This window comes from Micromonospora sp. AMSO12t (genome assembly GCF_008806585.1).
Taxonomy (GTDB): domain Bacteria; phylum Actinomycetota; class Actinomycetes; order Mycobacteriales; family Micromonosporaceae; genus Micromonospora; species Micromonospora reichwaldensis.
Genome location: NZ_WAAS01000027.1, coordinates 1 through 22,214, shown reverse-complemented (window position 1 = coordinate 22,214; position 22,214 = coordinate 1). Strand labels below are relative to the sequence as shown.

At 68.0% G+C, this 22,214-nt stretch carries 23 protein-coding genes; 10 read left to right on the top strand and 13 right to left on the bottom strand.

Features of this window, described 5'->3' with window-relative positions; all coding sequences use genetic code 11:
* Positions 1–21: 21 nt before the first annotated feature.
* From F6X68_RS06750 to F6X68_RS06740, 3 genes are all read left to right on the top strand, one after another.
* Positions 22–228 carry a hypothetical protein gene (locus F6X68_RS06750; RefSeq protein ID WP_151453425.1) on the top strand — a complete coding sequence of 69 codons (207 nt, stop codon included), beginning with the start codon at positions 22–24 and terminating at the stop codon, positions 226–228.
* Between the two features lie 242 nt (positions 229–470).
* On the top strand, positions 471–1,049 hold the full coding sequence (locus F6X68_RS06745) for a hypothetical protein (RefSeq protein WP_151453424.1): 579 nt from the start codon (positions 471–473) through the stop codon (positions 1,047–1,049).
* Positions 1,050–1,136: 87 nt separating this feature from the next.
* Complete coding sequence (locus F6X68_RS06740) at positions 1,137–1,691, top strand: hypothetical protein (protein WP_151453423.1); 555 nt, start codon at positions 1,137–1,139, stop codon at positions 1,689–1,691.
* A 37-nt stretch (positions 1,692–1,728) separates the two neighbouring features.
* Here F6X68_RS06740 and F6X68_RS06735 read toward each other — a convergent pair whose 3' ends face one another.
* From F6X68_RS06735 to ssd, 8 genes are all read right to left on the bottom strand, one after another.
* The gene (locus tag F6X68_RS06735) at positions 1,729–2,184 is read right to left on the bottom strand and encodes a DivIVA domain-containing protein (protein ID WP_151453422.1); all 456 of its coding nucleotides are present in this window, start codon (positions 2,182–2,184) and stop codon (positions 1,729–1,731) included.
* Positions 2,185–2,508: 324 nt separating this feature from the next.
* Entirely contained in the window at positions 2,509–2,907 is a 399-nt protein-coding gene (locus tag F6X68_RS06730; RefSeq protein ID WP_151453421.1) for an Rv3654c family TadE-like protein, read from the bottom strand.
* Positions 2,904–3,302 carry a TadE family type IV pilus minor pilin gene (locus tag F6X68_RS06725; protein WP_151453420.1) on the bottom strand — a complete coding sequence of 133 codons (399 nt, stop codon included), beginning with the start codon at positions 3,300–3,302 and terminating at the stop codon, positions 2,904–2,906. Before F6X68_RS06725 ends, F6X68_RS06730 begins: the two co-directional genes overlap by 4 nt.
* The gene (locus F6X68_RS06720) at positions 3,299–3,427 is read right to left on the bottom strand and encodes a DUF4244 domain-containing protein (protein WP_208418639.1); all 129 of its coding nucleotides are present in this window, start codon (positions 3,425–3,427) and stop codon (positions 3,299–3,301) included. The genes F6X68_RS06725 and F6X68_RS06720 overlap by 4 nt, the downstream gene beginning before the upstream one ends.
* 63 nt (positions 3,428–3,490) lie before the next feature.
* Positions 3,491–4,237 (bottom strand): type II secretion system F family protein, encoded by a 747-nt coding sequence (locus F6X68_RS06715; protein WP_151453443.1) that lies wholly within the window; start codon positions 4,235–4,237, stop codon positions 3,491–3,493.
* 56 nt (positions 4,238–4,293) lie between these two features.
* Positions 4,294–5,259 carry a hypothetical protein gene (locus F6X68_RS06710; protein ID WP_370518915.1) on the bottom strand — a complete coding sequence of 322 codons (966 nt, stop codon included), beginning with the start codon at positions 5,257–5,259 and terminating at the stop codon, positions 4,294–4,296.
* 431 nt (positions 5,260–5,690) lie between these two features.
* Positions 5,691–6,902, bottom strand: coding sequence for a TadA family conjugal transfer-associated ATPase (locus F6X68_RS06705; protein WP_151453419.1), 1,212 nt, complete (start codon positions 6,900–6,902; stop codon positions 5,691–5,693).
* Positions 6,899–8,002 (bottom strand): septum site-determining protein Ssd, encoded by a 1,104-nt coding sequence (ssd, locus tag F6X68_RS06700; protein ID WP_151453418.1) that lies wholly within the window; start codon positions 8,000–8,002, stop codon positions 6,899–6,901. Before ssd ends, F6X68_RS06705 begins: the two co-directional genes overlap by 4 nt.
* Before the next feature lie 528 nt (positions 8,003–8,530).
* Here ssd and F6X68_RS06695 point away from each other — a divergent pair.
* Entirely contained in the window at positions 8,531–9,829 is a 1,299-nt protein-coding gene (locus tag F6X68_RS06695) for an MFS transporter (RefSeq protein WP_225852024.1), read from the top strand.
* Positions 9,830–9,932: 103 nt separating this feature from the next.
* On the opposite strand, the gene F6X68_RS06690 is transcribed toward F6X68_RS06695, so the two are convergent.
* Positions 9,933–10,190 (bottom strand): hypothetical protein, encoded by a 258-nt coding sequence (locus F6X68_RS06690; RefSeq protein WP_225852023.1) that lies wholly within the window; start codon positions 10,188–10,190, stop codon positions 9,933–9,935.
* Between the two features lie 148 nt (positions 10,191–10,338).
* Between F6X68_RS06690 and F6X68_RS06685 the strand changes: the two genes are divergently transcribed.
* The 5 genes from F6X68_RS06685 to F6X68_RS06665 all read left to right on the top strand — a co-directional run bounded on the left by F6X68_RS06685 (position 10,339) and on the right by F6X68_RS06665 (position 13,830).
* The gene (locus F6X68_RS06685) at positions 10,339–10,911 is read left to right on the top strand and encodes a hypothetical protein (protein ID WP_151453417.1); all 573 of its coding nucleotides are present in this window, start codon (positions 10,339–10,341) and stop codon (positions 10,909–10,911) included.
* A gap of 342 nt (positions 10,912–11,253) precedes the next feature.
* On the top strand, positions 11,254–11,658 hold the full coding sequence (locus F6X68_RS06680; RefSeq protein WP_192581303.1) for a hypothetical protein: 405 nt from the start codon (positions 11,254–11,256) through the stop codon (positions 11,656–11,658).
* A 41-nt stretch (positions 11,659–11,699) separates the two neighbouring features.
* Entirely contained in the window at positions 11,700–11,927 is a 228-nt protein-coding gene (locus F6X68_RS06675) for a hypothetical protein (RefSeq protein ID WP_370518913.1), read from the top strand.
* A gap of 590 nt (positions 11,928–12,517) precedes the next feature.
* On the top strand, positions 12,518–13,285 hold the full coding sequence (locus F6X68_RS06670) for a DUF6338 family protein (protein WP_225852022.1): 768 nt from the start codon (positions 12,518–12,520) through the stop codon (positions 13,283–13,285).
* 2 nt (positions 13,286–13,287) lie between these two features.
* Entirely contained in the window at positions 13,288–13,830 is a 543-nt protein-coding gene (locus tag F6X68_RS06665) for a hypothetical protein (protein WP_151453415.1), read from the top strand.
* 452 nt (positions 13,831–14,282) lie between these two features.
* Here the strand turns inward: F6X68_RS06665 and F6X68_RS06660 are convergent, their stop codons facing one another.
* Together F6X68_RS06660 and F6X68_RS06655 are read right to left on the bottom strand one after the other, a co-directional pair.
* Positions 14,283–14,681, bottom strand: coding sequence for a DUF3883 domain-containing protein (locus tag F6X68_RS06660; protein WP_151453414.1), 399 nt, complete (start codon positions 14,679–14,681; stop codon positions 14,283–14,285).
* Between the two features lie 3 nt (positions 14,682–14,684).
* Entirely contained in the window at positions 14,685–15,761 is a 1,077-nt protein-coding gene (locus F6X68_RS06655) for a hypothetical protein (RefSeq protein WP_151453413.1), read from the bottom strand.
* A 415-nt stretch (positions 15,762–16,176) separates the two neighbouring features.
* Here F6X68_RS06655 and F6X68_RS06650 point away from each other — a divergent pair, with 415 nt between their 5' ends.
* Entirely contained in the window at positions 16,177–16,995 is an 819-nt protein-coding gene (locus F6X68_RS06650) for a hypothetical protein (RefSeq protein ID WP_151453412.1), read from the top strand.
* 231 nt (positions 16,996–17,226) lie between these two features.
* Here the strand turns inward: F6X68_RS06650 and F6X68_RS06645 are convergent, their stop codons facing one another.
* Positions 17,227–19,830 (bottom strand): DEAD/DEAH box helicase, encoded by a 2,604-nt coding sequence (locus tag F6X68_RS06645; RefSeq protein ID WP_151453411.1) that lies wholly within the window; start codon positions 19,828–19,830, stop codon positions 17,227–17,229.
* Positions 19,831–19,838: 8 nt separating this feature from the next.
* Positions 19,839–21,869 carry a site-specific DNA-methyltransferase gene (locus tag F6X68_RS06640; RefSeq protein ID WP_225852021.1) on the bottom strand — a complete coding sequence of 677 codons (2,031 nt, stop codon included), beginning with the start codon at positions 21,867–21,869 and terminating at the stop codon, positions 19,839–19,841.
* Positions 21,870–22,214 lie beyond the last annotated feature (345 nt).

Here is a 22,214-nt window from a genome sequence, read left to right as displayed (position 1 = left end):
TTCCCGCCCGAAGGAGGAGTCGTGGCCGACACCATCGCCGAGACCGTCGACCTGCTCTACACGATCGACCAGGAGAAACTCACCCTCGACCAGCAGATCGCCCTGGGCTCCGCGCTCGCCGGGCTGGCGCAGGCCGAGCGCCTGGAGCAGATCAACGAGCGGCTGCGCAGCATCCACCAGGTCCTCAACGCGTGGGCGCTGAAGGCGACCGTCGACGGCGGGCGCTGAGACCGGTGCACGCGGGCCGACCGTTGCGGCTGCCGGTGCGTGGCTGGCCGGGTTGCGGTGCCGGTGCGTGACTGACCGGGTGCCGGTGCCGGTGCCTGACTGACCGGGTTGCGGTGCCGGTGCGTGACTGACCGGGTTGCGAGTGGCGGAGCCGGGCGGGCTGCGGGTGGGGCCGCGTGACCTGTGGGCGGCAGCGCGGTTGAAGCTGTGCGACACTCCGGCGACCCCTCGAAGGAGAACCCATGCAGCCCGACAACTTGCAGGCCCAGCAGCAGTTCCACATCCGGCAGCGAATCCGGATGATGGTCAACCAGTACGAGGTGCACTCCGTCGCACCGGACGGCTCGGAAGGTGGGCTGCTGGCGTTCGCCCAGCAGAAGCGGCTCGCCTTCAAGGAGCAGGTGACGATCTACACCGACGACTCGAAGCAGCAGCCCCTGCTCGGCTTCAAGGCCCGCCAGCGTCTCGACCTCGGCGCCACGTACGACGTGACCGACCACGCCGGCAGCCCGATCGGCCTGTTCCGCAAGGACTTCGCCCAGTCCCTGCTGCGGTCCACCTGGCACGTCGAGCAGCCCGGCCTGCCGCAGGTCACCGGCCAGGAACGCAGCATGCCGGTGGCCCTGCTCCGCCGGTTCGTCGACTCGCTGTCCTGGCTGCCCTACCACTTCGACTTCGTCGCTGGCGGTCAGCCGGTCTTCTCCGTCATCAAGAAGTGGGGCCTGCGCGACCGGTACATCGTCCAGATCCACCAGCCGCAGGTCGACCGCCGCCTCGTGATCGCGATGGCCATCGCCCTCGACGCACTCCAGGGACGCTGATCCGTCCGGGCCGAGGTGTCGACTTCCGGCACCCGGCCCGGGCACGGCCCGAGCCCGGCATAGCGAGAGGTTATTAGGCTTGCTCGCATGTCAGATCCGATGCCCGACACTCGTTCGGCTCGTCAGTTGGTGCGAGCCTCCGACGACGTGATCGACGGCATCACGCAACAGGTGCAGTCACCGCCAGGCCTGCCAAACCCGAACCGGAACCCGATCACGACAGCGGTATGGGCCTTCCTTTTCACCTGGCCGCCGACCCTCGTCGTGCTTGTGGCCGCGACAGTCGCCGTGCCTTCGCAGACCAACGACGCTGGCGTCGGTACGGCAGCGATCTGGGCGCTGGACATCGCCCTGCTGATCGCGATCGCGGCGTCGGTCAGCACGATCTGGCAGCGCGACCCCAAGCCCGGCCCGGACGGCACGGCACAGCCAATTCAGCGGGTTCTGCTGCGCGTGGCGGCCCAGGCGCTGCTCACCGGCGCCTGCGCCTGGCTGGTGCTGGCGCTGCACGGGCTCGCCACCGGCCAGATCGTCTCGTTGGTGGTCGCGCTCATTGTCGTGCTGAACCTGCTGCCCGTGATCGCCGCCCGGCTGCTGCGCCGGGGTCGCGGGCGCAGCGGGACGCCGCCCACCCGGGCCTGAAACACTCGCCGCCGCGCTACCCGCCCTCGCCGCCGCGCTACCCGCCCTCGGCGCCAGCGATCCGGGCCGCCTCTTCGCGCGCCCGGTTCACGATCGTCTCCGCCTCCCGCCGCGCGGTGTCGACGAGTTCCTCGGACTCACGCCGCGCCGCGTTGCGGTGGTCTTCCCCCTGTTTCTCGGCGAGCCTGAGGATCTGTTCCACCCGGTTGCCGAGACCACTGAGCGTGGGCCGCGTCTGATCCTGCCACCGTTGCTCCGCGGCAGCCGCTCTCTCCGCGGCCGTCATGGAAGTGGTCAACCAGGCGTCCCCGTCAGGGTCGACCAGGTTGTCCCCCGTTGGAGCGGATCCCGCTGTGCCGACCAGGGACAGGCCGACACCGAGCACGGCGACCGCGACGCCGGGCCAGGCGGCGTCCGCGCCGAGGGACGAGCCGACGGCGACGCCGGCACCCAGCCCGAAAAGGATCCCAGCGGTCCTGACCGGCTTTCTCATGGAGCCTCCTCCAGCGGTGCGGTCGGAGCTGAGCTTCCTGTTCCCAGCATGGCGAGCGACGTCCACCCCGAACGACACCCCTCCGCACGAGCCAGCGAGTGAGGTAGGGGCCATCCCGAGGCAGGTGAGAGCCAATTTCCGTGCCGTCTGTGCGACCGTCCCTCCGGTTGGCGGGTTGATCACCAACCCCGCTGGTCGTACGAAGATCGCCCGTCGTGCCGTTGCCGCCCCCTTGGCATCCACGATCAACGAAGCTCGGCTGCCGGGACGGTAAGCCTCCGCTCTGCCCAGCCCGGCGGCCTGGGCCTGATACGCAGCAGGGGTTCAGCCGCGCACCGGGCCGGCACGGGCACTGGCCGTCGCCACCCGCGCCACCCTCGACAGTGGTTTGACGGCAACCTCCACGGTCACCAGGACATCGAGACCGTCGAGCCGACAGGCGAGCAGCCGGCCACCGTTGGCGGCGGCGATGTCGGCCGCCCGCCCGCAGGCGCCCGCCTCGCCCCACAGCCCGCGGCCCGCACCGGCCAGCGCGGCGAAATCCGCCGCCACCCGGGCCTGTTGCCGGGCGACCCGGGCCGCGCCAACGGCGGCACCGAGCGACCCGACCAGGACGAACACCAGCCCCACCGCGAGCAGACAGACGGTCGCCCCACCACGCTCCCCCGCGCTGCCGCCTGAGCCTCGGGCCGACCGGTCTCCGAAGCACCGGCGCCCGCTCACCGTCCACCCGCCGGGGCACCCGGGGCAGGTATGGCAGCTCCCGCGACCCCGGGTTCGAGGGCCGCGACCGCCGTGGCGGTCACGGCGATCCGGGGCAGTCGGGAGCCGAGCGCGCGTACGGGCGCCCGGACGGTGGCGACGACCCGCTGACCGTCGACGATGACGGTCACCTCCGCTCCCGGCGGCGCCGCCCCGCTGGCAGCGGCCGCCCCGTCGGCGCCCCGGGAGGCAGCCAGTGCCGCCTCCCGGGCCGCGTGCAGGCAACCCGCCCTCGTACCGACGGCGTTGACCGCCGACAGCCCGGCGAGCAGGAGCAGCAGGAGCGCCGGCAGGCCGGCCGCCAGTTCGGCGGTGAAGGAACCCCGGTCACGGCCGGCCGGCCGGCGCCCGGTCACTTGAGCGCCCGGTCGATGACGGCGGTCAACGCGGACTGCACGTTGCCGGAGGTCAGCACCTTCAGCAGGATCCCGGCGAAGGCGACCGCGGCGAGGGTGCCGACGGCGTACTCGGCGGTGTTCATTCCGGCGTCCCCGCGCAGGCGGGCGAGCAGTTTGCGCACGTTCCTGTCCTTTCTCGACGATGGTCAGAGCACGTCACCGAGGACGGCGACGATCACCGGCACCAGGCCGGCGAGAATGAAGGCCGGCAGGAAGCAGAGCCCCAACGGCAGGACGATGAGCACGCCGGCGCGGCGGGCGGCCGCCTCCGCGGCCGTGGAGCGGTCGGCGCGGAGGTCGTCGGCGAGCCGGGTCAGCGCGCCGGCCAGCGCGGCTCCGCTGTTCGCGCTGCGAAGCACGGCGGCGGTCAGCCGCTCGGCCCCCGGCACCGCCGCGAGCGGAGCCCACGCCTCCTCGGGGCCACCGCCGAGTCGCAGCAACCGGCCGACCCGGGCGAGCCGGTCGGCGAGCGGCCCGTCGAGCGCCCCGGCCACGGCCAATATCGACCTGTCCACGGGCGCTCCCGCCCGCATGGCCGCCGCCAGCAGGTCGGCGGCGAGCGGAAGATCGGCCGCCTCGCGCAGCCGCCGGTTCCGCACGGCCGGGGGCTCGATCCGACGAAGCAGCCGGTCGAGCAGCAGCGTCGTCGGCACGGCCGCCACCACCCCGGGCCAGCCGCCGACGATGACGGCCACGGCCACGCCGGCCAGACCGGCGGCGACGCGGATGGCGTCCGGCCGCCGCCGAGGCGGGACGTCACCGGTCGGGACGTCACCGGTCGGGTCGTCGTCGGGACCGAGCGGTCGGCGGAGCGAGGCGGCCGGGTGCACGCCGACCGGCGCCCGGCGCAGCGCGCGCAGCCGGCGCAGGGGCCGCCGCCCCGCCGCGAGCATCGCGGCGAGCAGGACCGCCGCCGCCACGAAGCCCACTGCCAGCGCCATCCGGGGCATCAGCTCACCCGTCCCGGCGACGCGCCGAGCCGCTCGGCCCAGAACAGTCCCGCGACCTGGAGCGCGATGGCGACGACCGCGCACGCACCTCCGACGGGGGTGTGCAGCAGCACCGCCACCGGATCGACGCCGATGCCGTAGCCGAGCCCGATACCGCCGAGCGGCAGGGCGGCGAGCAGCAGAGCGGTGGCCCGCGCCCCGGCCGCCTGGGCCTCCGCCGCAGCCAGTCCACGGTCGGTCGAGCGGGCGTCCGCCTCGATCCGCTCCAGCAACTCCGCCAGCGGCGCGCCCGTCTGGTCGGCGAGGCGTACGGCTGCGCGGGCCAGTCGATCCAGGCGTCGTGCCCCGCCCCGCTCGTCGCGGGCCGCCGCGGCGCCGCCCGGGGATCCGCGATCGGTTCCCGCCGGGCCAGGGGTGAGCCGCTCGGCGGCGACCGGTACCGGCAGGCCGGCCCGGAGGTCCGCAGCCAGCCCGCAGAGCTGATCCAGCCGGCGCCGCCGGGCCCGGACGGCGTTCCGGCCGTCCTTGCGTCGAAGCAGCGCGCGAGCGGCCAGCGTGCCGTAGGCGCCGACGGCCACCGCCGCGACCGGACCGGCCAGCAGCAGCCCGGCTCCGGTGCCGGCCGACGCGGCGAGCAACAGGGTGCGCCTGGGGGACGCCGCCAGCGCGTCCGGCCGGAGCCACCCCGGTCGCCGGCCCTCGCCGGGCGGATCGGTCATCGCACCGGGACCGCGCGGCGGGGTGGCCGCCGGGGCGGGTGTTCCGCCGGGTCGCCGGGCGTCCCGCCGACCGGGTGGCCGGAGCCGTCCGGGGTCTCCGCCACCGCGCGGCGTGTCCCGGTGGTCGAGGTGGCGCACGGGTCGGGTCGGGCCCGCGGGTCGTGTCAGCCGAGGACCGCCATCCCCTCCTCGCCCCGGGCCACGGTCGTCTCCGGCCGGCCAGGGCCAGGGCGACCGGTCGGCCACGTCCCGCGACGCCCACCGATTACCGCCGAACGCGTCGGCGCTCGGGTGGTCGTCAAGGCGCAGGTCAAGGTCGGTGGCCGAGGCCTCCGGCTCGCGCCCACTTCCGGGAGCGCCGCTGGCCGGGACGTCCGGGCCTGCCGGCGACTGCCGGAGACGAACCCGAGACTCGTCACGCGGGTCGCGACGACCGACGGCCGGCGGGCGAGGAACACCCTCGCCGGTGCGCGCCGCCGTACCGTCCACCTCCCGACCGGGTGTCTGGCGCAGCTCGGTGACCCAGGCGACGAGCGGGTCCTCCCCGCCGGCACGCGCGCTCCCGCCGACGCCGGCGGCCAGCACGCCCCGCCGCATCCGGCCACCACGCACCGCCCCCGCCACCAGCACCGCCGTCACCAGGACCGAGAGCAGCGCCACCAGCGCGTACGGGGCGGTCACCTCGGGCCCGCCGATCCGGGCCACGGCTCGGTCAGGACCGGCGGAACCGGTACGGCCCGCTCCCGCAGCAGGTCGGCGAGCGCCCGGGCGGCGCGGTCCGGCCCTCGCCCGCGTACCCAGGCGGGAACTGCCGTGACCAGCCGGTCCGGGCCCTCCGGCAGGAGCAGGCAGACCGATTCCAGTACGCGCCCCTCGGTGTTCCGGCGCACCTGGAGCAGTACCTGGAGTGCGGCGGCCACCTGGGCGTGGAGCGCGGGACGGGGCAGCCCGCCGAGCATCCCGAGCGCCTCCAGCCGCGCCGGCACGTCCGACGGAGCGTTGGCGTGCAGGGTGCCGGCTCCGCCGTCGTGGCCGGTGTTCAGGGCAGCGAGCAGGTCGACCACCTCCCCGCCCCGGCACTCGCCGACCACCAGTCGGTCGGGCCGCATCCGCAGGGCCTGCCGCACGAGGTCGGTCAGCCCGACCGCGCCGGAGCCCTCCACGTTGGCCGTCCTCGCCTGCAACCCGACGACGTGCGGGTGCCGGGGATGCAACTCGGCCGCGTCCTCCACCAACACGATCCGTTCGGTGGCGGGAACCAGTCCGAGCAGCGTGTTGAGCAGCGTCGTCTTGCCGGAGCCGGTGCCACCGGTCACCAGGTACGCCAGCCGGGCCGCCACCACGGCGGAGAGCACCGGCGCCACCGGTCGGGGAACCGTCCCCCGGCTCACCAGCTCGTCGAGGGTGAAGGGCCGCTGCCGGAAGGTCCGCAGGGACAGGTAGGGCCCGTCGGTCGCCACCGGCGGCAGCACGGCGTGCAACCGGGTGCCGTCGGGAAGCCGGGCGTCCGCGTACGGGGAACCGTCGTCGAGCCGCCGACCGGCGCTGGCGGCGAGCCGCTGCGCGAGCCGGCGTACGTCGTCCACCGTGCCGATCGGCACCGCGACCTGGTGCAGGCCCCGCCCCCGGTCGACCCAGACCCGGACGCCGTTGACCAGCACGTCGGTGACCTCCGGATCGGCCAGCAACGGGGCGAGCGGACCGGCTCCCACCAGATCGTCGTGCACCTGGTCGGCCATCCGCAGCACGGCGGTGTCGCCGAGGACGGCGGCGGTGGGCTCCGCCCGTACGGCTGACACGATCGCGGCGGCGGTGACCGGCGTCGCCGCGGCGGCCATGCGCTGCCGCACCCGCGCGGCGAGGGTGTCGCCCTCGGACGGCCCGGTCATGCCGCACCCGCCGCCGGCGCGCCGGTCAGTTCGGCGACGATCCGCTGGCAGAGCGCCGCCAGCGGGCCTCGGCCGTGCGCGGCTGGCGCCTCGCCCCGCTCCAACCCGCGAGCCAGCGCCGGTTCCGGGCGCAGCGTGCCGGCCAGCGGCAGCCCGAGCGCCCGGGCCACCTCCGCCGCTCCCAGGCGGCCCGGTGCCGGGCCGCGCACGATCACCGACATCGCGGTGCAGTGCGGGGCGGCGGCGGCCACCACCCGGGCCGCCGCGGCGGTGGCCCGCAGCTCGGCCGGGACCACCACGTAGACCTGGTCCGCCGCCTGCAGCGCCGTCACGGCCGCGTCGTCCAGTTGCCGGGGCAGATCGACCACCACGAGGTCCCGGCCCCGCCGGGCGGCGTCGACGGTCGCCGCCATCGCCTGGGCGGGGAGGGCGAGCAGGTCGCCGCGGTCCCAGGACAGCACCACCAGGTCGCCCCGGCTCGGCAGGGCCCGTACCAGCGCCGGCGCGTCCACCCGGCCGTCGGCGCCGGTCAGCGCCGGCCAGCGCAGCCCTTCCAACTGCTCCCAGCCGAGCACCAGATCGAGCCCGCCGCCGAGCGGGTCGGCGTCGACGAGCAGAGTGCGCAGCCGGGCCCGGGCGCCGGTGACGGCGAGCCCGCCCGCCAGGACGCTCGCCCCGGCGCCGCCCCGCCCGCCCAGGACCGCGACGATCCGGGCGCCGCCACGCTCGGCGCCCTCCGGCCCGCACTCGGCGAACCGGTCGACCAGCCAGGGCTCGGCGGCGGGCAGCGTCGCCACGTGCTCCGCGCCGATCAGTTCGGCGACCTGCCAGCCGGGATCGAGCTCCCCGGACCGCCCGACCAGCACCATCCGTGGCCGCTGCGGCAGCCGCGCCCGCAGGCAGGGCTGGGCCTGGTCGGCGCCGACCAGCACGAGCGGGGCCGGCAGCCAGCGGGTGCGGGCCGCGGCGGGGTCGGCGGCGAGTTCCACCTCGACTCCGCCCGCCGCGGCGAGCCGCAACAGGTCGTCGAGCAGGTCGCCGTCCGAAGTGACGAGCAGCGGCCGGGGCCGGTGCGGCGGGACGGAGGTACGGGGTGGCATCGCGGCCTCCAGCGGTCGGGCTCGGGGTTGCTGACCCGAGACCCTGCTCCGACGCCACCCCGAACGCCGCCCCGTCCCCACAGCCTGTGGACAACCGCGCGCCCTGTGGACAACGCCCGCCGGACGAGTCGATCTGCTATGGCCCGGGTGGACCACCTTCCGCTTCGGCCATGCGGGTACGGGCAACCCGGATCGCCTGGTCGAGACCGTCACCGCCGGGGCGCTTCGCCTGTCCCGGGGACGAGTTGGCCAGCCTCGAATAGCGCCACACCGGGCAGGCGAGGGTCTCGTTTCTGTGCGGTATACGGCGGCCGAGCCAGGTCAACGGAGGCTGCTGGTCTTCACTCGGGCCGCTACGGGTGCTGCCGCGCATCGAGCGCCTGGGGCGGCGCTCACACGCCCTCTTGCCGACGCCAATAAACCTAGCACGCGCTGATAGTCCTCGGAATCGGGTGAAAAAGCGATAACGAGTTCCGGGGCATTCTCGCTAGGTTGACCGAGCCAACAAAAGGGAAGGATCCCAATTCCGTGCATGTTCTGCAGAATCAGCAGACCAGTAAACTTCCCAAGCGCCACGCGGTCGACGATGACGGGCGAGAACGGTCGAGGCTGATCCGACGCGGGCTGATTCCTGAAACGCGTCCTCAGCAGATTCTCGCGTTGGCGACGTTCGTCAACATGCTTGGCAGCGGCGTCTTCATGGTCAGCGCCGCGCTCTACTTCACTCGGGTCGTCGGGCTCCCATTGGCCCAGGTCGGCCTGGGAATGGGCGTCGCGGCTGGCGTCGGCCTTTTCGCTGGCGTGCCAGTGGGGCATCTGGCCGACCGGCGAGGGCCGCGAGGGGTCTACCTGTCGATGCTCGTCGTTCAGGGTGTGGCGATGGCGGCGCTGGTACTGGTTCAGTCGTTCTGGCTGGTCCTGGTGGCGCTGTGCATCGGGGAACTTGCCCGTTCAGCGGGCGGAGCGGCGCGCGGTCCGTTGGTTCGCGGGATCGGCGGTGCGCACCTCACCAGCTACCGCGCATACCTACGCTCGGTCGCCAATCTCGCGGGAAGCTGTGCCGCCGTGGCTGCCGGCTTCGCCGTGCAACTTGACACGCGTCCGGCCTACCTGACCCTGGTGCTGGCCAATGCGCTCAGCTTCGTGGCCAGTGCCGCCATCATCGCCACGCTGCCGCCGCTACCACCCGTGCCCGCGCTGCCGACGGCCAACCGCTGGGAGGTGTTGAAGGACCGAGGGTACGTCGCCATAACCGTGCTCGACGGCATCCTGTCGATCCATCACCAGGTCCTGCTCTTCGCCCTGCCACTCTGGATCATCGGGCACACCAGCGCACCTCGGTGGCTGGTTGGCGCAGCAGCGCTGACAAATACCGCCCTGGTGGTACTGCTCCAGGTCAAGGCCAGCCGAGGGGTCGATGACAGCGCCGCCGCCGGGAAAGCCATACGCCGTTCCGGAGTGGCGTTCTTCATCGGCATGGCCCTGATCGCCGCAGCGGCAGGACTTCCCTCGTGGCTTGCGCTCACCGGCATCGTCGCTGGCATCTTCGTCCACACGATCGGTGAACTCTGGCACACAGCGGGCTCGCTGGAACTGCGATTCAACCTCGCTCCCGCCCATGCCCAGGGGCAGTACATAGGGCTGTTCGGGTTCGGAGCCGGCCTGGCGAACATGGCGGCTCCCACCGTACTGGCGCTGTTCTGCATCACCTGGGGAGTGCCTGGCTGGCTTGTGCTCGGCGGGGTGTTCATCCTGGCAGGCCTCGTGATGCCGTACGTGGTGCGGTGGGCGGAGCGGACCCGCCCCAACGTTGAACAACCCGCCTAGCGGACCTGTCCATCCGTGACGGACGGAAGCGACCTGCGACCCGTGGGGAAGCGCTCCCGCCGGAAAGGGACGTCGGCTTGGCCGTACGAATGCCGTACAGCTGTCAGCCTCGATCGGTCCCGGCGTGCCTGCTTCGCTCCTGGAGGCGCCGCAGCCTGCGGAGGTACTGCCCGGCGTGGGAGCGCTGCGCATCGTCCAGCGCCTGCGCGTCCGGGTCGGCAAACTCTTCGTAGTAGGAGATCTCGGCCGGGTCGTGGTCGTGCTCAATCAGTTCGCCGAGCGCCTGGGCGTCATGCGCCAGCGGCGACCTCCTCGCCGCCTCATCCCGCCAGATGTGCCCACTGATGTCGTCCTCCTGCACGCGGGCGATGGTAGAGCCAACGAGGCTCGGCACCCGCGGCGTACGGCCTCGGGACCTTCGGGACAGATCGGCATCAGGACGGGCGTTGCACTCCGCCTGTTCGTGTAATGCGAAGGACGACCGTGGGAAGGCCTGGCAGTGTGAGCTGGTGCCGGATATCGACCCCAGTGAGGCGGAGTACCTCCGCGAGATAGAGCTCCTTGCCAACGACGTCGTCAATCAGGCACTGGACGAGGGCTGGCTCAGCTTTGATCCCGATCCTGACGATGCGACGCCCTTGCAGCGCGCCGTCAACGCGCTGGGACGCCAACTCCAGGACCACCACTTCGAGCATGACGGCTGCGTCGATCCGGACGCCCCGCTCGTCGGCCTGGCCGGGGCCCTCCTGGTCCGTCCCACGACCATCATGAGCGAGCAGGAGTACATCGACGTCTGCGAACGGCTGGGCGTTGAGGCCCGGCCGCAGGGGTGGGCGTTGTGGCACACCTGGGATCAGAAGGGCCGACGAATCACCATGGTCACCACCAGGATCAGCACCACTGAAGGAATGCTGCTGGTCTGGTCGAAGGGCCGCCACCTGGTCCCGGTCAAACCGCCACGGGCCGCGGTGGCCGCCACCGTCAGGGGCTGGATCGGACCAGCGGTCCGATCCCCCGGATACGTTGCCGAGACGGGAGTGAAGGAAGCGGCCGGCGCTGCCACGCGGTACGGCGTTCGCTGACGATCCGCTGACTCTCGGATGACGCGCTGCCTGCGTAGGTCAACCAACCGGTCCTGCCACTATGAGCTGATGGACCCTGCAAGCCTCGGCCCGTACACATGCGACGACCTCCTGGCCGCCGCCGTGTTGCGGACCATGCGGAGCCACGGCGTTCCCACAGTGGGCTGCGGTGTCGTGCTGCCCGATCATGACCGCTGCGGACCGTCTGAGATACCGGCTACTGACACGTGTCCGGCAAGGCTGCGCAGCGGTGCGACAGCGATTGCCCGAACCACGACGGTGGCGGAGTGCCCTCGCAATCGATGCCCGGACTCCGTCGTATGGCTCTGTCAAGCTCTCGTCATGCCTGAGCGACCGACAGCCCGGTGGCTGCGCTATGTCGAGGAGCAGACCGCCCAACTCCAGGCGGGAACTTTGCAGGAGCCAGAGGAGGCCTGGGCCTTGTCCGACTTCCCAAGGCCGCTTATCACGGCGACAGATGCAGCGTTGTCCGACTTCGAGCGGCGACTGGTGCAGATTGACCCGGAGTCTGATGCCGTCGTCCTCGCTGTGGTGCAGCAAGTCGTCCTCGCTCTCAACGCGGTCAACGAGGATCCGGCGAGCCCCACCTATGACACCGATGGGCGTGAGGATCTCTGCGGGTACATCGACGAGGCACTCACGAGCGCTGGCGTCGACCTACCAGCACTGGCCGCCAGACACGGCCTACAGCCATGGGGGATTACTGATCGGTGGCGTGACTGGTAGCCAACGCGCTGCGGCGGCGGCACTCGTACATCACCTGGCTGGTGACCGACGGGGTGCCGGTCAACGTGGTGCGGCGGGTCGTGGGGCACGAGAAGGCGTCAACGACGCTCAATCGTTATACGCACACCCCGGACGACTACGTCGACCGGGTCCGGCTGACGTTCGCTGACTTTCCGCCCGGCACCCCGCCCGACCGACCTCGGAGAAGTGCTTCCACCTGGTCGGGAGCGCTTCCGGGAAAGGGACGACCCCCGTCGGGGGGAAAGTGACCTGACATAGCGGCGAGTGTGATCAAGTGCCGTACCGCGTGGTCAAAGGCATCGGTCGTGCCGTCGAACATGATCGAGTCGGACCACGCGGTACGGCGTTCGCTGACGATCCGCTGACTTCCGGATGATGCGCTCCGGGCGCCCGAGGACGGCCGGAGGCCGCCCGCAGGGCGGGCCGCGAGCGCGACGACACTGATGTACGGTGCTCAGGCGGATAGGGCCGAGCTGTAAATCCGTCGCGAAAGCTACAGAGGTTCGAATCCTCTACCCGCCACCAGGGAACGGCAAGGCCTCTGACCTGCGGAAACCCTGGTTAGGGGCTTTCGCTGTTTCTTACTGTTGTTGACCTTGGTTGTCCTTGACTGCCCGGTCCATCGGGCACGCAACGGGCACGCCGTTCTCTCGGAGGGCACATGGCTGAGGACCGCGAAATCATCCGGCTCGTGCAGACGCGCGACGACCGCACGCAGGAATACAGCGAGCGAGGCGGAAGCAAGATGGCTGTTTCCGCTGAGATGCCGCCGCGGCCGTCGTCCCCGCCACCGCCTCCGCCGCCCTCTGGTGGTCAGCAAGACGACTAGGGCTAGCGGGTGTTGCCGTCCTCGCTGATCGGTCTCGTGCTATTCCTGGTCCTGCTCGCCCCAGGATTCGTGTACGTGCTGCGGCACGAGAAGCACGTGGCCGGCCGGCCTTTCTCCGCGTTCCGCGAGACCCTGCGGGTCGTCTTCGTCAGCGTCGCTTGCCTCTTACTTACTGGGCTGATCTTCACGTGGATGCGGTGGGTGTGGCCCGAACGGACTCTGAACGTACGGGGGTTGGTGCGGGACCCAGCAGAGTTCGCCCGTGGGCATCACGTCCAACTCGCCTGGTGGTCTCTCGCCTTCATCTCAGCCGCGATCTTCCTGGCGGCCGTTGCTGCGGATCGTCGCGTGGTAGCGGGTGTTCGCTGGCTGGCAGCGCTACCTCCCGTCCGTTGGCTTTCGGGATCAACCAGCACTCAGATCCGTCCCGCCTCGCAGTGGGCCAGGGTGTTCGACCTCTATGAGAAGGACGACCCAGGCCCGGTGCTGGTCGGGCTCCAGCTAGACGACGGGAGCTACCTACGGGGCCGGCTCTGGGTGTTCAACCCTGCCTTTGAAGAGAACGAGGACCGGGAGTTGGTTCTCTCCCAGCCCTTAACCTTGACGACGGCGAAGGGTCGCGAGCATGCCTACCAGTCGCAGTTCGCGATTATCTCGGCTCGTCACATAGTCAGGATGGACGTGGACCACCTACCCAGAGGCTTCCAGTTCGATGGGGGTCCTGCCGGCGAGCTGGAGGCGGAGGCCGCCAAGCCAACTGTCGAGAGCGACGGTTAGACGTGGCGCTTGAGATCCCTTGGGACAAGCTGGAGTGGGGCACTGTACCCGCCGGGGTTGGCTCGATCCTGACCAGCGTGTCTCTGCTAATCGCTGCTTTGGCGTACCGCCATAGTCGGATCGACGCACGGAAGGGGCAGGCCAAGCAGATCGCCGCCTGGCTCGAAGGCCTCGATAGGCGCGGGGCGAAGGTGCGACTAGCTGCGAAGAATGCGAGTGATCTGCCCATCTACCAAGTGACCATCAGGTGTAAGGGCATAGAGGTCATCAAGCCTGAATACCTCGCCGTCATGGCGCCCGACGGTGACTGGGACCTGACTCGTGACTTTATTCATCTCGCCGTGGTGCAGGCGATTAAGAAGGCTGGGCCGGTTCCACACGAAGTCCAGCCATCCATCTCCTTCCGCGATGCTGCGGGCCGTTGCTGGGAGCGCAGGAGCGATGGTCGCCTCAGGAGCCGATGGTCGTGGCTGCACCAACGTCGGTGGAGCAAGGGATTCACGCAGCAGGTGGCTCCGGTGACAGAAGTTGAAGAGGACGATTGAGCGGATCTCCTCGTCGGGCAGTCGTAGACCGTCCAGCCTCCCCGGACGGGGACAAGGTGGAGCGCCCTACCGGACGAACGACCTTGGCCCCGTCCGGGGAGGCTGGTAGCCCTTGTGGTGCCCGGCGAGGTGATCCGCGGCGGCATCTCTGAGGAGGGCCGGGGTTCGGGGCAGAGCCCCGAGGTCTTCAAGGTCTTGTCGTCCCTCAGCGTGGCCGGCCGGCGCGGCCCGCTTGCGGGCCGCCTTGATCCTGAAGAGAGTGTTTCGGCAACGCTGAGACTTGAGCCTGGCCCTCTCCGGGCTGCTCCTGATCAACTCGAACCGGGCGGATCAGCTGCCTGGCCTGGGCCGGCTCTGCTGTTGCCTTACAGCGGTTGACCACCCATGTCAGTGTCAGTTGTGCCGGATCTGTGCCTGTGAATCATGGGCACAGCTGGCTCCGCATTCGTTTGCTAGATCGGCCCGAGCTGCTCGGCGTCGTCGTACTCCTGCGCACGCAACGTCGGCCAGTAGGTGATCTGCGGCCTCGTACGGTCGAGCATCTTGGTCAGGACGTCACCGTGGATGACCCGTACGCGCATCAATCCCTCGCCAGCTCGCGCAACGTTGTCCACAACGTAGAGGTAAAAATTTTGGGGCTCCTGACGGGCCGCCTGAACCTGTCGGTCCTCCAGCGGCACTGAGGCGCTCCGAGCCGACCCGCCGAAGGCCTTCACTTCAATCTGCCGCGGTGGACTACTGACGTCGTACGGAGCGCCGGTGAGATGGACGTCTTCCGGTACCCGACCGTCGCGGCGTTCGAGCTCCATCACGTACTCGATGGCAATACGCTCGATCTCACTATTGCCCATCGCCTAGCCCTCTATGCAATCGACCATCGAGACCGAATACCGTCCCAACACGAAGCGGTCGCCGGGCCGCCGACTGAATGCCGGGTGGCTGAGCATGCCGCGCCTGAGTTCAGCACCAGAGGCTGTGAAGCCGGACCATGACAGCTCGTCGCGCAGCTCGCGAGGGGTCAGCGCGGCACGTCGGCGGGCGAGATGCCGAGCGGCGGCCTGTTCGACCGTTGGCAGTCCTGCGGGTTCAATGACGCGAAGTGCCCCGCGAGCTGCTTGGTGTTCCTCAAGGGCAACCGTCAGCCCTTCCCGCCAGGGCCCGATCGCCTCGCGGAAACGATGCCAGCCCTCACGCCACCGAGCTAGGTCGAGATAGCCCAAGCGGCCGGCTAGTACTACAGCACCAGCAAGCAGTCCGATGGCAGGCACTGGGTAGCTACGGATGGCGCGGACGGCGGCTCCGCCGGCTGCGGCGCCCGTACGAGCAGCCAGCTCCGCGAGCAAGGCAGCATCACCCAACCGCGCTTCGAAACCGGCCACCCGTAACAGGCCGTAGGCCAATCCGACCCAGGTCGCGGCGTCAGTATTGGCGAACCCAAGTCGCGTGAAGACACTGTCGCTGCTGAGGATCACCGCCGGAGCAAGCAACTCAGCGAGCGCAGTGGTCCCGATGTCGTCCGGGTCCCCCCGTAGCCGACGCGGCAACTCCCGGTCGGTACAGAGCATCGTGCGCACGCGTGGGCTGAGGTAGTCGCGAACCGCCAGGTCGACGACCGGGATCGCCGGCATGATTTCGTTCCACAGGACCCCTGATGCCTCCGACACCGGGACGTCACTTGACGCGGCGATTGCCGGCAGGTGCTCGACAAGTTCCTCAGGCACGTGCGCAGAGACATAGATGTTCGACCGGCCGTTTCCCGCCAGCCCGCTGAGGAGTTCCTCGTCGCGGCCCCTGCGGACCGCATTGCAGGCACGCGAAGCCAGGACGTTGGTGTCGGCAATCACAACCAATGCCGGCCATGGCGCTGCTAGAGGACGCAGCGTAGGGCCGACGCGAGAAAGCACCGATGCCTGCAGTGCCTGACTGTGCATCCGTCTAGTCTGCGCGCCGGCCCGGTGGGATTACCAACATGTATCCGCGGCTGGCGCGCCTCCGTGACCTAGGGCGGCCGTCGCCCTCGCAGCTGGGTATGACCCTCGTCGGGGGCACGGCTTCGAGCTATCGGCCGTTCCCAGCCGGTGGCTGCTCACGTCGTCGATCAGGGGCCGGGCGTCATCGACTCACGTTCGCGGTCGGCCCGAATCAACGCTCACGCTGCCTTCTCTTGCTGCCCGCTGCCGGAGGCGTCGCCTACACGCTCTGTGCGTCGCGTACACATATGTCTGACGACGGTTGCACGCTCCGGAGTTTCCTCCGGCGTATCCGGGGCCTGGTTGACGGTCGCTCGGCAGTCTGGGTCTCAGCCCTGCTGAGTCCGTGTCATACAGCCGTCGTACTGTCGACCTCGTGCCCAACGCGTGCCGGTTCTGCGGGACCACGAACCGCCAGATCACCAAAGAGCACGTCTGGCCCGACTGGCTGCGGGAGTACCTGCCCGCGCTAAGGCAGTACGGCCACATCGAACGCTGGAACAGCGCCGGGGGCCGCCAGCAATGGCAACAGCCCGTACTCACCGCGACGGTGCGCGTCTTCTGCGGCGCTTGCAACAACGGATGGATGAGTCAGCTGGAGGACGCAGCGAAGCGAATCGTCGGCCCCATGGTCGTCGGCAACGCCGTGAAACTCGACGCCAACGCTCAGCAGACCGTGGCCAACTGGGTCGCGCTCAAGGGCCTCGTGGCGGCACAAACCAGCAGCGTGGAGCAGCCCATCCCAGAGTCGCACTACCGCCGGGTCTACCACCTAAAAGGGGCGCCACCGAACACGATGCGGGTCTGGATCGGACGGCGACTAAATCTCGCCGACCCGAACTGGCCCCGCAGGGCACAGCTCTTCGGCGCCCACTTCATACCGGTGACGGACAAGCTCCCGGTCTTCCCGGTGCCGCCGGACTTCGAGAGGTACCGCAGCGAGGGCGGCGTGTTCAACGCCACCATCTTTCAGGTCGGGCACTTCTTCGCCTTGGCCCTGCAGCACGATTGGCCTGGACTACGGGCACGCCCCAACCCCGGGTCTGCCGCAGCCGGAGCCTTACGGCCCATCTGGCCAACTGCCCGCACCGTCGAATGGCCGCCACCGCGGCCGGTCGACGATCTTGGCAACCCGCATAAGGTGACACGGTTTCTCCAGATCGCCCCGCCACTCGTCCCCGTCTTCGACCCGTAGCACCCCACAAAGCCGCAAGGCGCGCTCGAGTGCCCATGGTGCCCGGTTCGGCCTGGAAGGCCCGGTCAGCGCGTCGGCCGATTCGGACGGCTGAACACGAAGCCCGCCTGCGCTGACCTCGACTTCGAGGGCCTCCCGCGTACGGGTTCAGTTTCGTGTGGGTCAGCTCGGCGCGGCCAGCGCTGTCTACACCGCACTGGCCGCTATGGCCTTACCCCCTCGCAGTACCGGTCAGTAGTTGCTTGCGTGCGCTCCTGCGTAGAGGGATTCCGCGTCCTGTGCCTCTCGCACAGCCGTCCGGACTGACGGACTCGTCAGGTCAAGGACACGCAGCCTGCCGTCCAGCTCGGCCACCGACTCGATGCGAGAGAAGGCGGCACCCTGGGTCTCGGCAAACGCAGCCAGTCCCTTCAGCTTTGGTAGCGCGTCGCTGAACTGGTGTCCGTGCGGGTCGACGATGCTCGCGCTAATCGATCCGTCGGCCAGCGTGTTGAAGATGATGAAATCTGGCCGCATCAACTTCCATCGGCCGCCGTCCTCGTACGCAATGGCTAAAGAGTCCTGTGAGGAGCGAGGCGGATTCCGATACCAGGCGACGAAGTCATTTCGCTCCTCCTCTTGGTCGAGAACCCTCGTCTCCCATCCTGAGTCGCTCTTGAACGGAAAGTTGCCATCTTGATCGCATAGCAAATGGCGGGTCCGAGTGGGTAGCGGCCGCTCGCTGCCGTCAGCCTCACGAACCTTGGTGTTCTCCATTCGGCTCGTTGGCCTCACCACACCCAAGTCTTGTGGCTCCGTGCTCATCTCTTTGATTTCGCGGTATACGCCCTGGCGCTCGTGAGAGAGCATCTTTATGGAGACACGGTGCTCGTTCAACCATGCCTTAGCGATCTTCTCTGCCTCCGCTTCGAGGTACTCCTTCACTTCCGCAACAAGGCCGAGCGCAGCCACCTGGGCATGGGCGTCCAGGAGGGCATCCTCCTCGCTGTCGTCGTCATCTTCGTTCTCGAACCTGGCCGCTAGTGCTTCAGCGTACGTGCGTGCGATGTCGGGACTAAGAACTCGTGCCGCACGACGGTAGGCGTCCTCAATCACCTCCGCGTCCGCCTCCTCAACGAACTGCTCGAATGTCGTCTTCCCCCTGTTCATATCTGCCAGCAGGGTCCGCCCCTCGACCTCGTACACCGACTTGAATGCTGCGGCGATTTCGTCCGAATACCGGGCGCGAGCAGCGTCCAGCACCTTGTGGAGCTCGCTGTGTGCGAGCTTCCCTGCCTCGGGCAATAGCCCGTCGAATGCAAGCTCCTGCGCCAGTGCGGTGAGCCGCTTGACGGGTTTTGCGCCCTTCCGCGGCAACGATTGCGAGGGCAGTAAGTCGAATCGCTCCCACACCGCTTCCGGCACCATCGGGTTTGGCGTCATCTCCGCTGGGTCAATGAGCACTCGGCGACCGGGCACCGGTTCGGTATCGTCATCGCCATTCATGAGCGCGGAGGCGACAGCGGTCACAGCTTTCGCGTCGAAGAACGGTAGCAGGCAATCAACGCTATTGAGCCGATCATTGCCAGGGATTCGACGAGCCAGCGGGGTGCGCACCATCCGTCCTAGCAGCTGAGTGATATGTGTCCTATCGCGAGCCGGCCGGAACGAGACCATTACCTCCGCCCGGGGGCAATCCCACCCTGTGGAAATAGCATCCTTGGCGATAAGCACGCGCACCCAGGTTGACTCCTGCACGCGCTCGGGGGAGATATACGGCACGTCATGGGATCCGAACCGTTGGGTGCTGTGGTCTCCGAAGACATGCGCCACGGCGTCGAAGCCGAGTTCCGGCCATTCCGCGAAGACGACATCCAGCACCTTTCCAACCTCTTTCGGATCGGGAGTGTTGGGAACCTGGAGCACCATTAGCGGTTTTACGAAGAGCGTCGAATCATCTTGCTCAGTGGAGTACTCCTCCCAGGCCAGGGAGGACTCCCGAATCTTTGCCGTGGCCCTACGGACAAGGACCGTGTCAAAAACCCCCACCTCGTCGGGCACGTCTAGGACGATCACATCCTTCAACAGGCCGGAGTCCTGGACTTTCGCCGTGTCAACGACGACGTTGGGCAGGGTTATGCGATCGCTGGAACCCTTCATTGCCTGATCAAAGCGTTCTACGGTTGCCGAGATGCCGAGGACAATCGGAATTGCAGGGACCGACCCTTGCCCGTTAATTAGGCGTTTGACGATCGTCTGCTTTTCTTCCGTGGCTGCCCTTGCACTCCCCATTCCTCGGTGCGCCTCATCTAGCACCAGATAGAGGGTTAGCCGCGGATCTTCGATGGTGTTCTGGATTGTGTCCCAGATAGTGTGCGAGCGCGAATCTGGGCGGAGGTTGATCAGAGGTTCGCCGTATTTCGCCTCGTCACTGTCAAAGTCGTGTCCACGCACGAGAAGGCTGTTCTTCCCGAGTTTCTGCGTGTTCAGGAAGTAAACCTTGCCGGGCTGTAACTTTTCCCGGCTGAAGGTGTTTTGGACGACCACAAGATCGGAATAGTCGAGGCGATCAGAGGCTTGCCAGAGGCGGAATCTGCTTTGCTCATTGAGTGCAGGGTCGTCCGAGAACCATACGACAACTGCGCCTTCGTCCGCTTCGAAGTTGAAGGTGTCGTCGCCCTGAAACAGCGCCTCGAGAACGGCTGCGGCCATTACTGTTTTGCCCGCCCCCGTCAAGGCGGTCAAGGAGAAGGCAACCCGGTCCTGCTCGCTGGTCCAGTAGGACCGCGCCTTGCGTAGCCGGGCCAGAACATCGCCAACGGCCTCGACTTGGTAGTCCTTCAAGGTGAACTTCATGACGGCCCCTACTCACCGAGGTGGATTCGGAAGTTGGACATGTATGACTCATAGAGACGCACCGGCTCAACGCCTTCAGGTAGGTTCCTGGTGACACTCTGGTACCGCCGGTCGTCGTTGGTCACGATGAAGGCGACGGCCAGCCGCTCGGCCTTGGCGACTGCCTCGCAGAAGAGGCTGGCCCGGTCAAGGTCGAATAGGACGCCGTACGATTCAGTAACGTCCCACCCCGCATCACAGGTCGCATCAATCCGCCGACCCGTCGAGCCAGCCTTCATCCAGAGCAGCGGCGCGATTCGCGTGAAGGCACGATTGTGCGCCACATGAAGCGGAGTCTCGTAGGTCAGGTCGAAGAATTCAACGTTGGCCGGAACGCTGTCCTTGTAAACCGAGCCATCGGGACGCACCCCTGTAACCACAGTAGTAATTCGGGGCCGCGTAACCCATTGGTATACACCTTTGGCCTCCCACTCCGGGTCGCCATCCCGAAGGCCGGCCTTACGTAGAGCCCGAATCTCCTTGGCTCCGACCTCGTTGTTGGTAACGAGTATGCACTGCCGGCTACCGCCATCCTGGGAGTTGAGTCTCACCACAGCCTCAAGGGTGCTGCCGGAGCCTCCAAAGAAGTCGAGGATTATTGCGTTTGGTCCGCAAACCAGACCGATCCAGCGCATGAGGACTTCATGGTCCTTGGGGTTTGGAAAGCGCTTCTCACCCAGCAGGTCCTTCAGCCGAATTCCGGAGGGATTCCGGTCGCGCTCAAAGAAGGAGGATGCCACTTGCTGGACTTGCTCGTCCAAGAAGTCGATTCCCCCCGCGCCGGCGGTCTCATCGGGACCGAACTTGACTCGGCCCTGGTTAACGAGTTCAAGCATCACCTCTTGCGAGTATCGCCAGCCGTTGGGGTGCATCTTCACCGGCTTTTTAGTCACGGGATGCAGGAGGTCGTACTGTAGGTTGGGGCGGGGATTAGGGCTCCGGAGATCCCTATCGCCTCGCATCGGCCGACCGTCGTAACTCAGTGAAGCAAACCGGGTTACAGCGTCTGAAGCTCCCCCGAGGCGTTTAAACTCCTTTAGCCACTCTCTCCAATGCCTGGTTGCCCTCGCATGGTCTCCGCCGCTTTCTTCCCAAATAGACTTGGCCACTTCCAACGCCTCACGAACGCCGGGCTTTTCCTCGCGCCAACGAATGCCTCTAGCCTGTAGCGCTGGCTCGCTTTTTGCATATACGAGCATGTAGTCCGCACCGTTTGAGACGTACCGGGAGTCATTCTTGCGGCCGCCTTGCCAGACGACGTTTGAGATGAAATTTTGCTCGCCGAATATCTGGTCCATTAGCATCCGCAACCGGTGGTGCTCATCATCGCCGATTGCGACGATGATGACGCCGGTCTCGGCGAGAAGGTCGAGCGCCAGGAGGAGTCGCCGCTCCATAAAGGCAAGCCATTTCGAGTGCCGGAACATGTCGTTCGCATCCACGTGCCGGTCGTTGTAAATCCACTCGTCCTGACCGGTATTATAGGGGGGATCGATATATATGCAATCGATCTTCCCTTTATGGGTGTATGTCAGAACTTCCAGCACATGGTAGTTCTCACCGTTGATGACTGTGTGGAAAGGCTGATTGTCGCCTAACTGAATCTTGCCGGTTGAAGTTAGGCCGGGGTAGATCGGGTCACGGAACTCGGCCACCACTACGAGGTCGTCTACGAGCACTGACTGGACTTCCGGCTCCGCAGCGCCAATGAGGGAGAGTTCGGCTACACGCTGCCCATCCACCCGCACAACGCGGTTAACTCGCCATAGCCGCTCGTCCCCGCGCTTTGTGCTTCCGCGCTTCGGCAGTACGCGCACCTTTTCGCCCTTTCGGATCGGGCGCTGCGGAAGTTCGACGCTCTCCGGGCGGTGTCGTTCAAAGTTCAACCCGAAATGCCGGCGGCCGGATAGCGCTTTAAACTCCCGCTCCAAGTCGGCTCCGAGCTGGGGGTTCATGAGCTTGGTCTGTGCGATGAGGTCGGTTAGCTGCGACAACGCCATGGTCTCCTGTTTGGGGGATCGCGCAAGTCTAGTACTCCCACGTCACTTCGACTGTCCGCTGATCTCTTGGCGGAGTAGCTCCGCTGGTGGGATCGGCCGAGAGTGCTGAGGATGACGGTGCCAGGCGGGCTTGTCTAGGGCGTGCCCTGGTGGTGGTTGGGCGGAGACGAAGAGGCTGAAGAGCCGTCGCTGACGCATTCCGAACACGGGAGGGCTTCGCCATCCCGATGCTCCTATGGAGGTCAAGGGGTGAGGGCGGCGAAGTCTGCGCGTAGGGCGGTGTAGACGTCGCGGACGATGTAGCGCTTGAGGCAGCGGAGGATCTCTTGCTTGCTGAGGCCTTCG

Excerpts from the sequence above, each read along its gene's own strand:
- F6X68_RS06745 (WP_151453424.1), top strand. The coding sequence starts at position 471 with ATGCAGCCCGACAACTTGCAGGCCCAGCAGCAGTTCCACATCCGGCAG.
- F6X68_RS06740 (WP_151453423.1), top strand. The coding sequence starts at position 1,137 with ATGTCAGATCCGATGCCCGACACTCGTTCGGCTCGTCAGTTGGTGCGA.
- F6X68_RS06735 (WP_151453422.1), bottom strand. The coding sequence starts at position 2,184 with ATGAGAAAGCCGGTCAGGACCGCTGGGATCCTTTTCGGGCTGGGTGCC.
- F6X68_RS06720 (WP_208418639.1), bottom strand. The coding sequence starts at position 3,427 with ATGAACACCGCCGAGTACGCCGTCGGCACCCTCGCCGCGGTCGCCTTC.
- F6X68_RS06715 (WP_151453443.1), bottom strand. The coding sequence starts at position 4,237 with ATGCTCGCGGCGGGGCGGCGGCCCCTGCGCCGGCTGCGCGCGCTGCGC.
- F6X68_RS06705 (WP_151453419.1), bottom strand. The coding sequence starts at position 6,902 with ATGACCGGGCCGTCCGAGGGCGACACCCTCGCCGCGCGGGTGCGGCAG.
- ssd (WP_151453418.1), bottom strand. The coding sequence starts at position 8,002 with ATGCCACCCCGTACCTCCGTCCCGCCGCACCGGCCCCGGCCGCTGCTC.
- F6X68_RS06680 (WP_192581303.1), top strand. The coding sequence starts at position 11,254 with ATGCCTGAGCGACCGACAGCCCGGTGGCTGCGCTATGTCGAGGAGCAG.
- F6X68_RS06660 (WP_151453414.1), bottom strand. The coding sequence starts at position 14,681 with ATGGGCAATAGTGAGATCGAGCGTATTGCCATCGAGTACGTGATGGAG.
- F6X68_RS06655 (WP_151453413.1), bottom strand. The coding sequence starts at position 15,761 with ATGCACAGTCAGGCACTGCAGGCATCGGTGCTTTCTCGCGTCGGCCCT.
- F6X68_RS06645 (WP_151453411.1), bottom strand. The coding sequence starts at position 19,830 with ATGAAGTTCACCTTGAAGGACTACCAAGTCGAGGCCGTTGGCGATGTT.
- F6X68_RS06640 (WP_225852021.1), bottom strand. The coding sequence starts at position 21,869 with ATGGCGTTGTCGCAGCTAACCGACCTCATCGCACAGACCAAGCTCATG.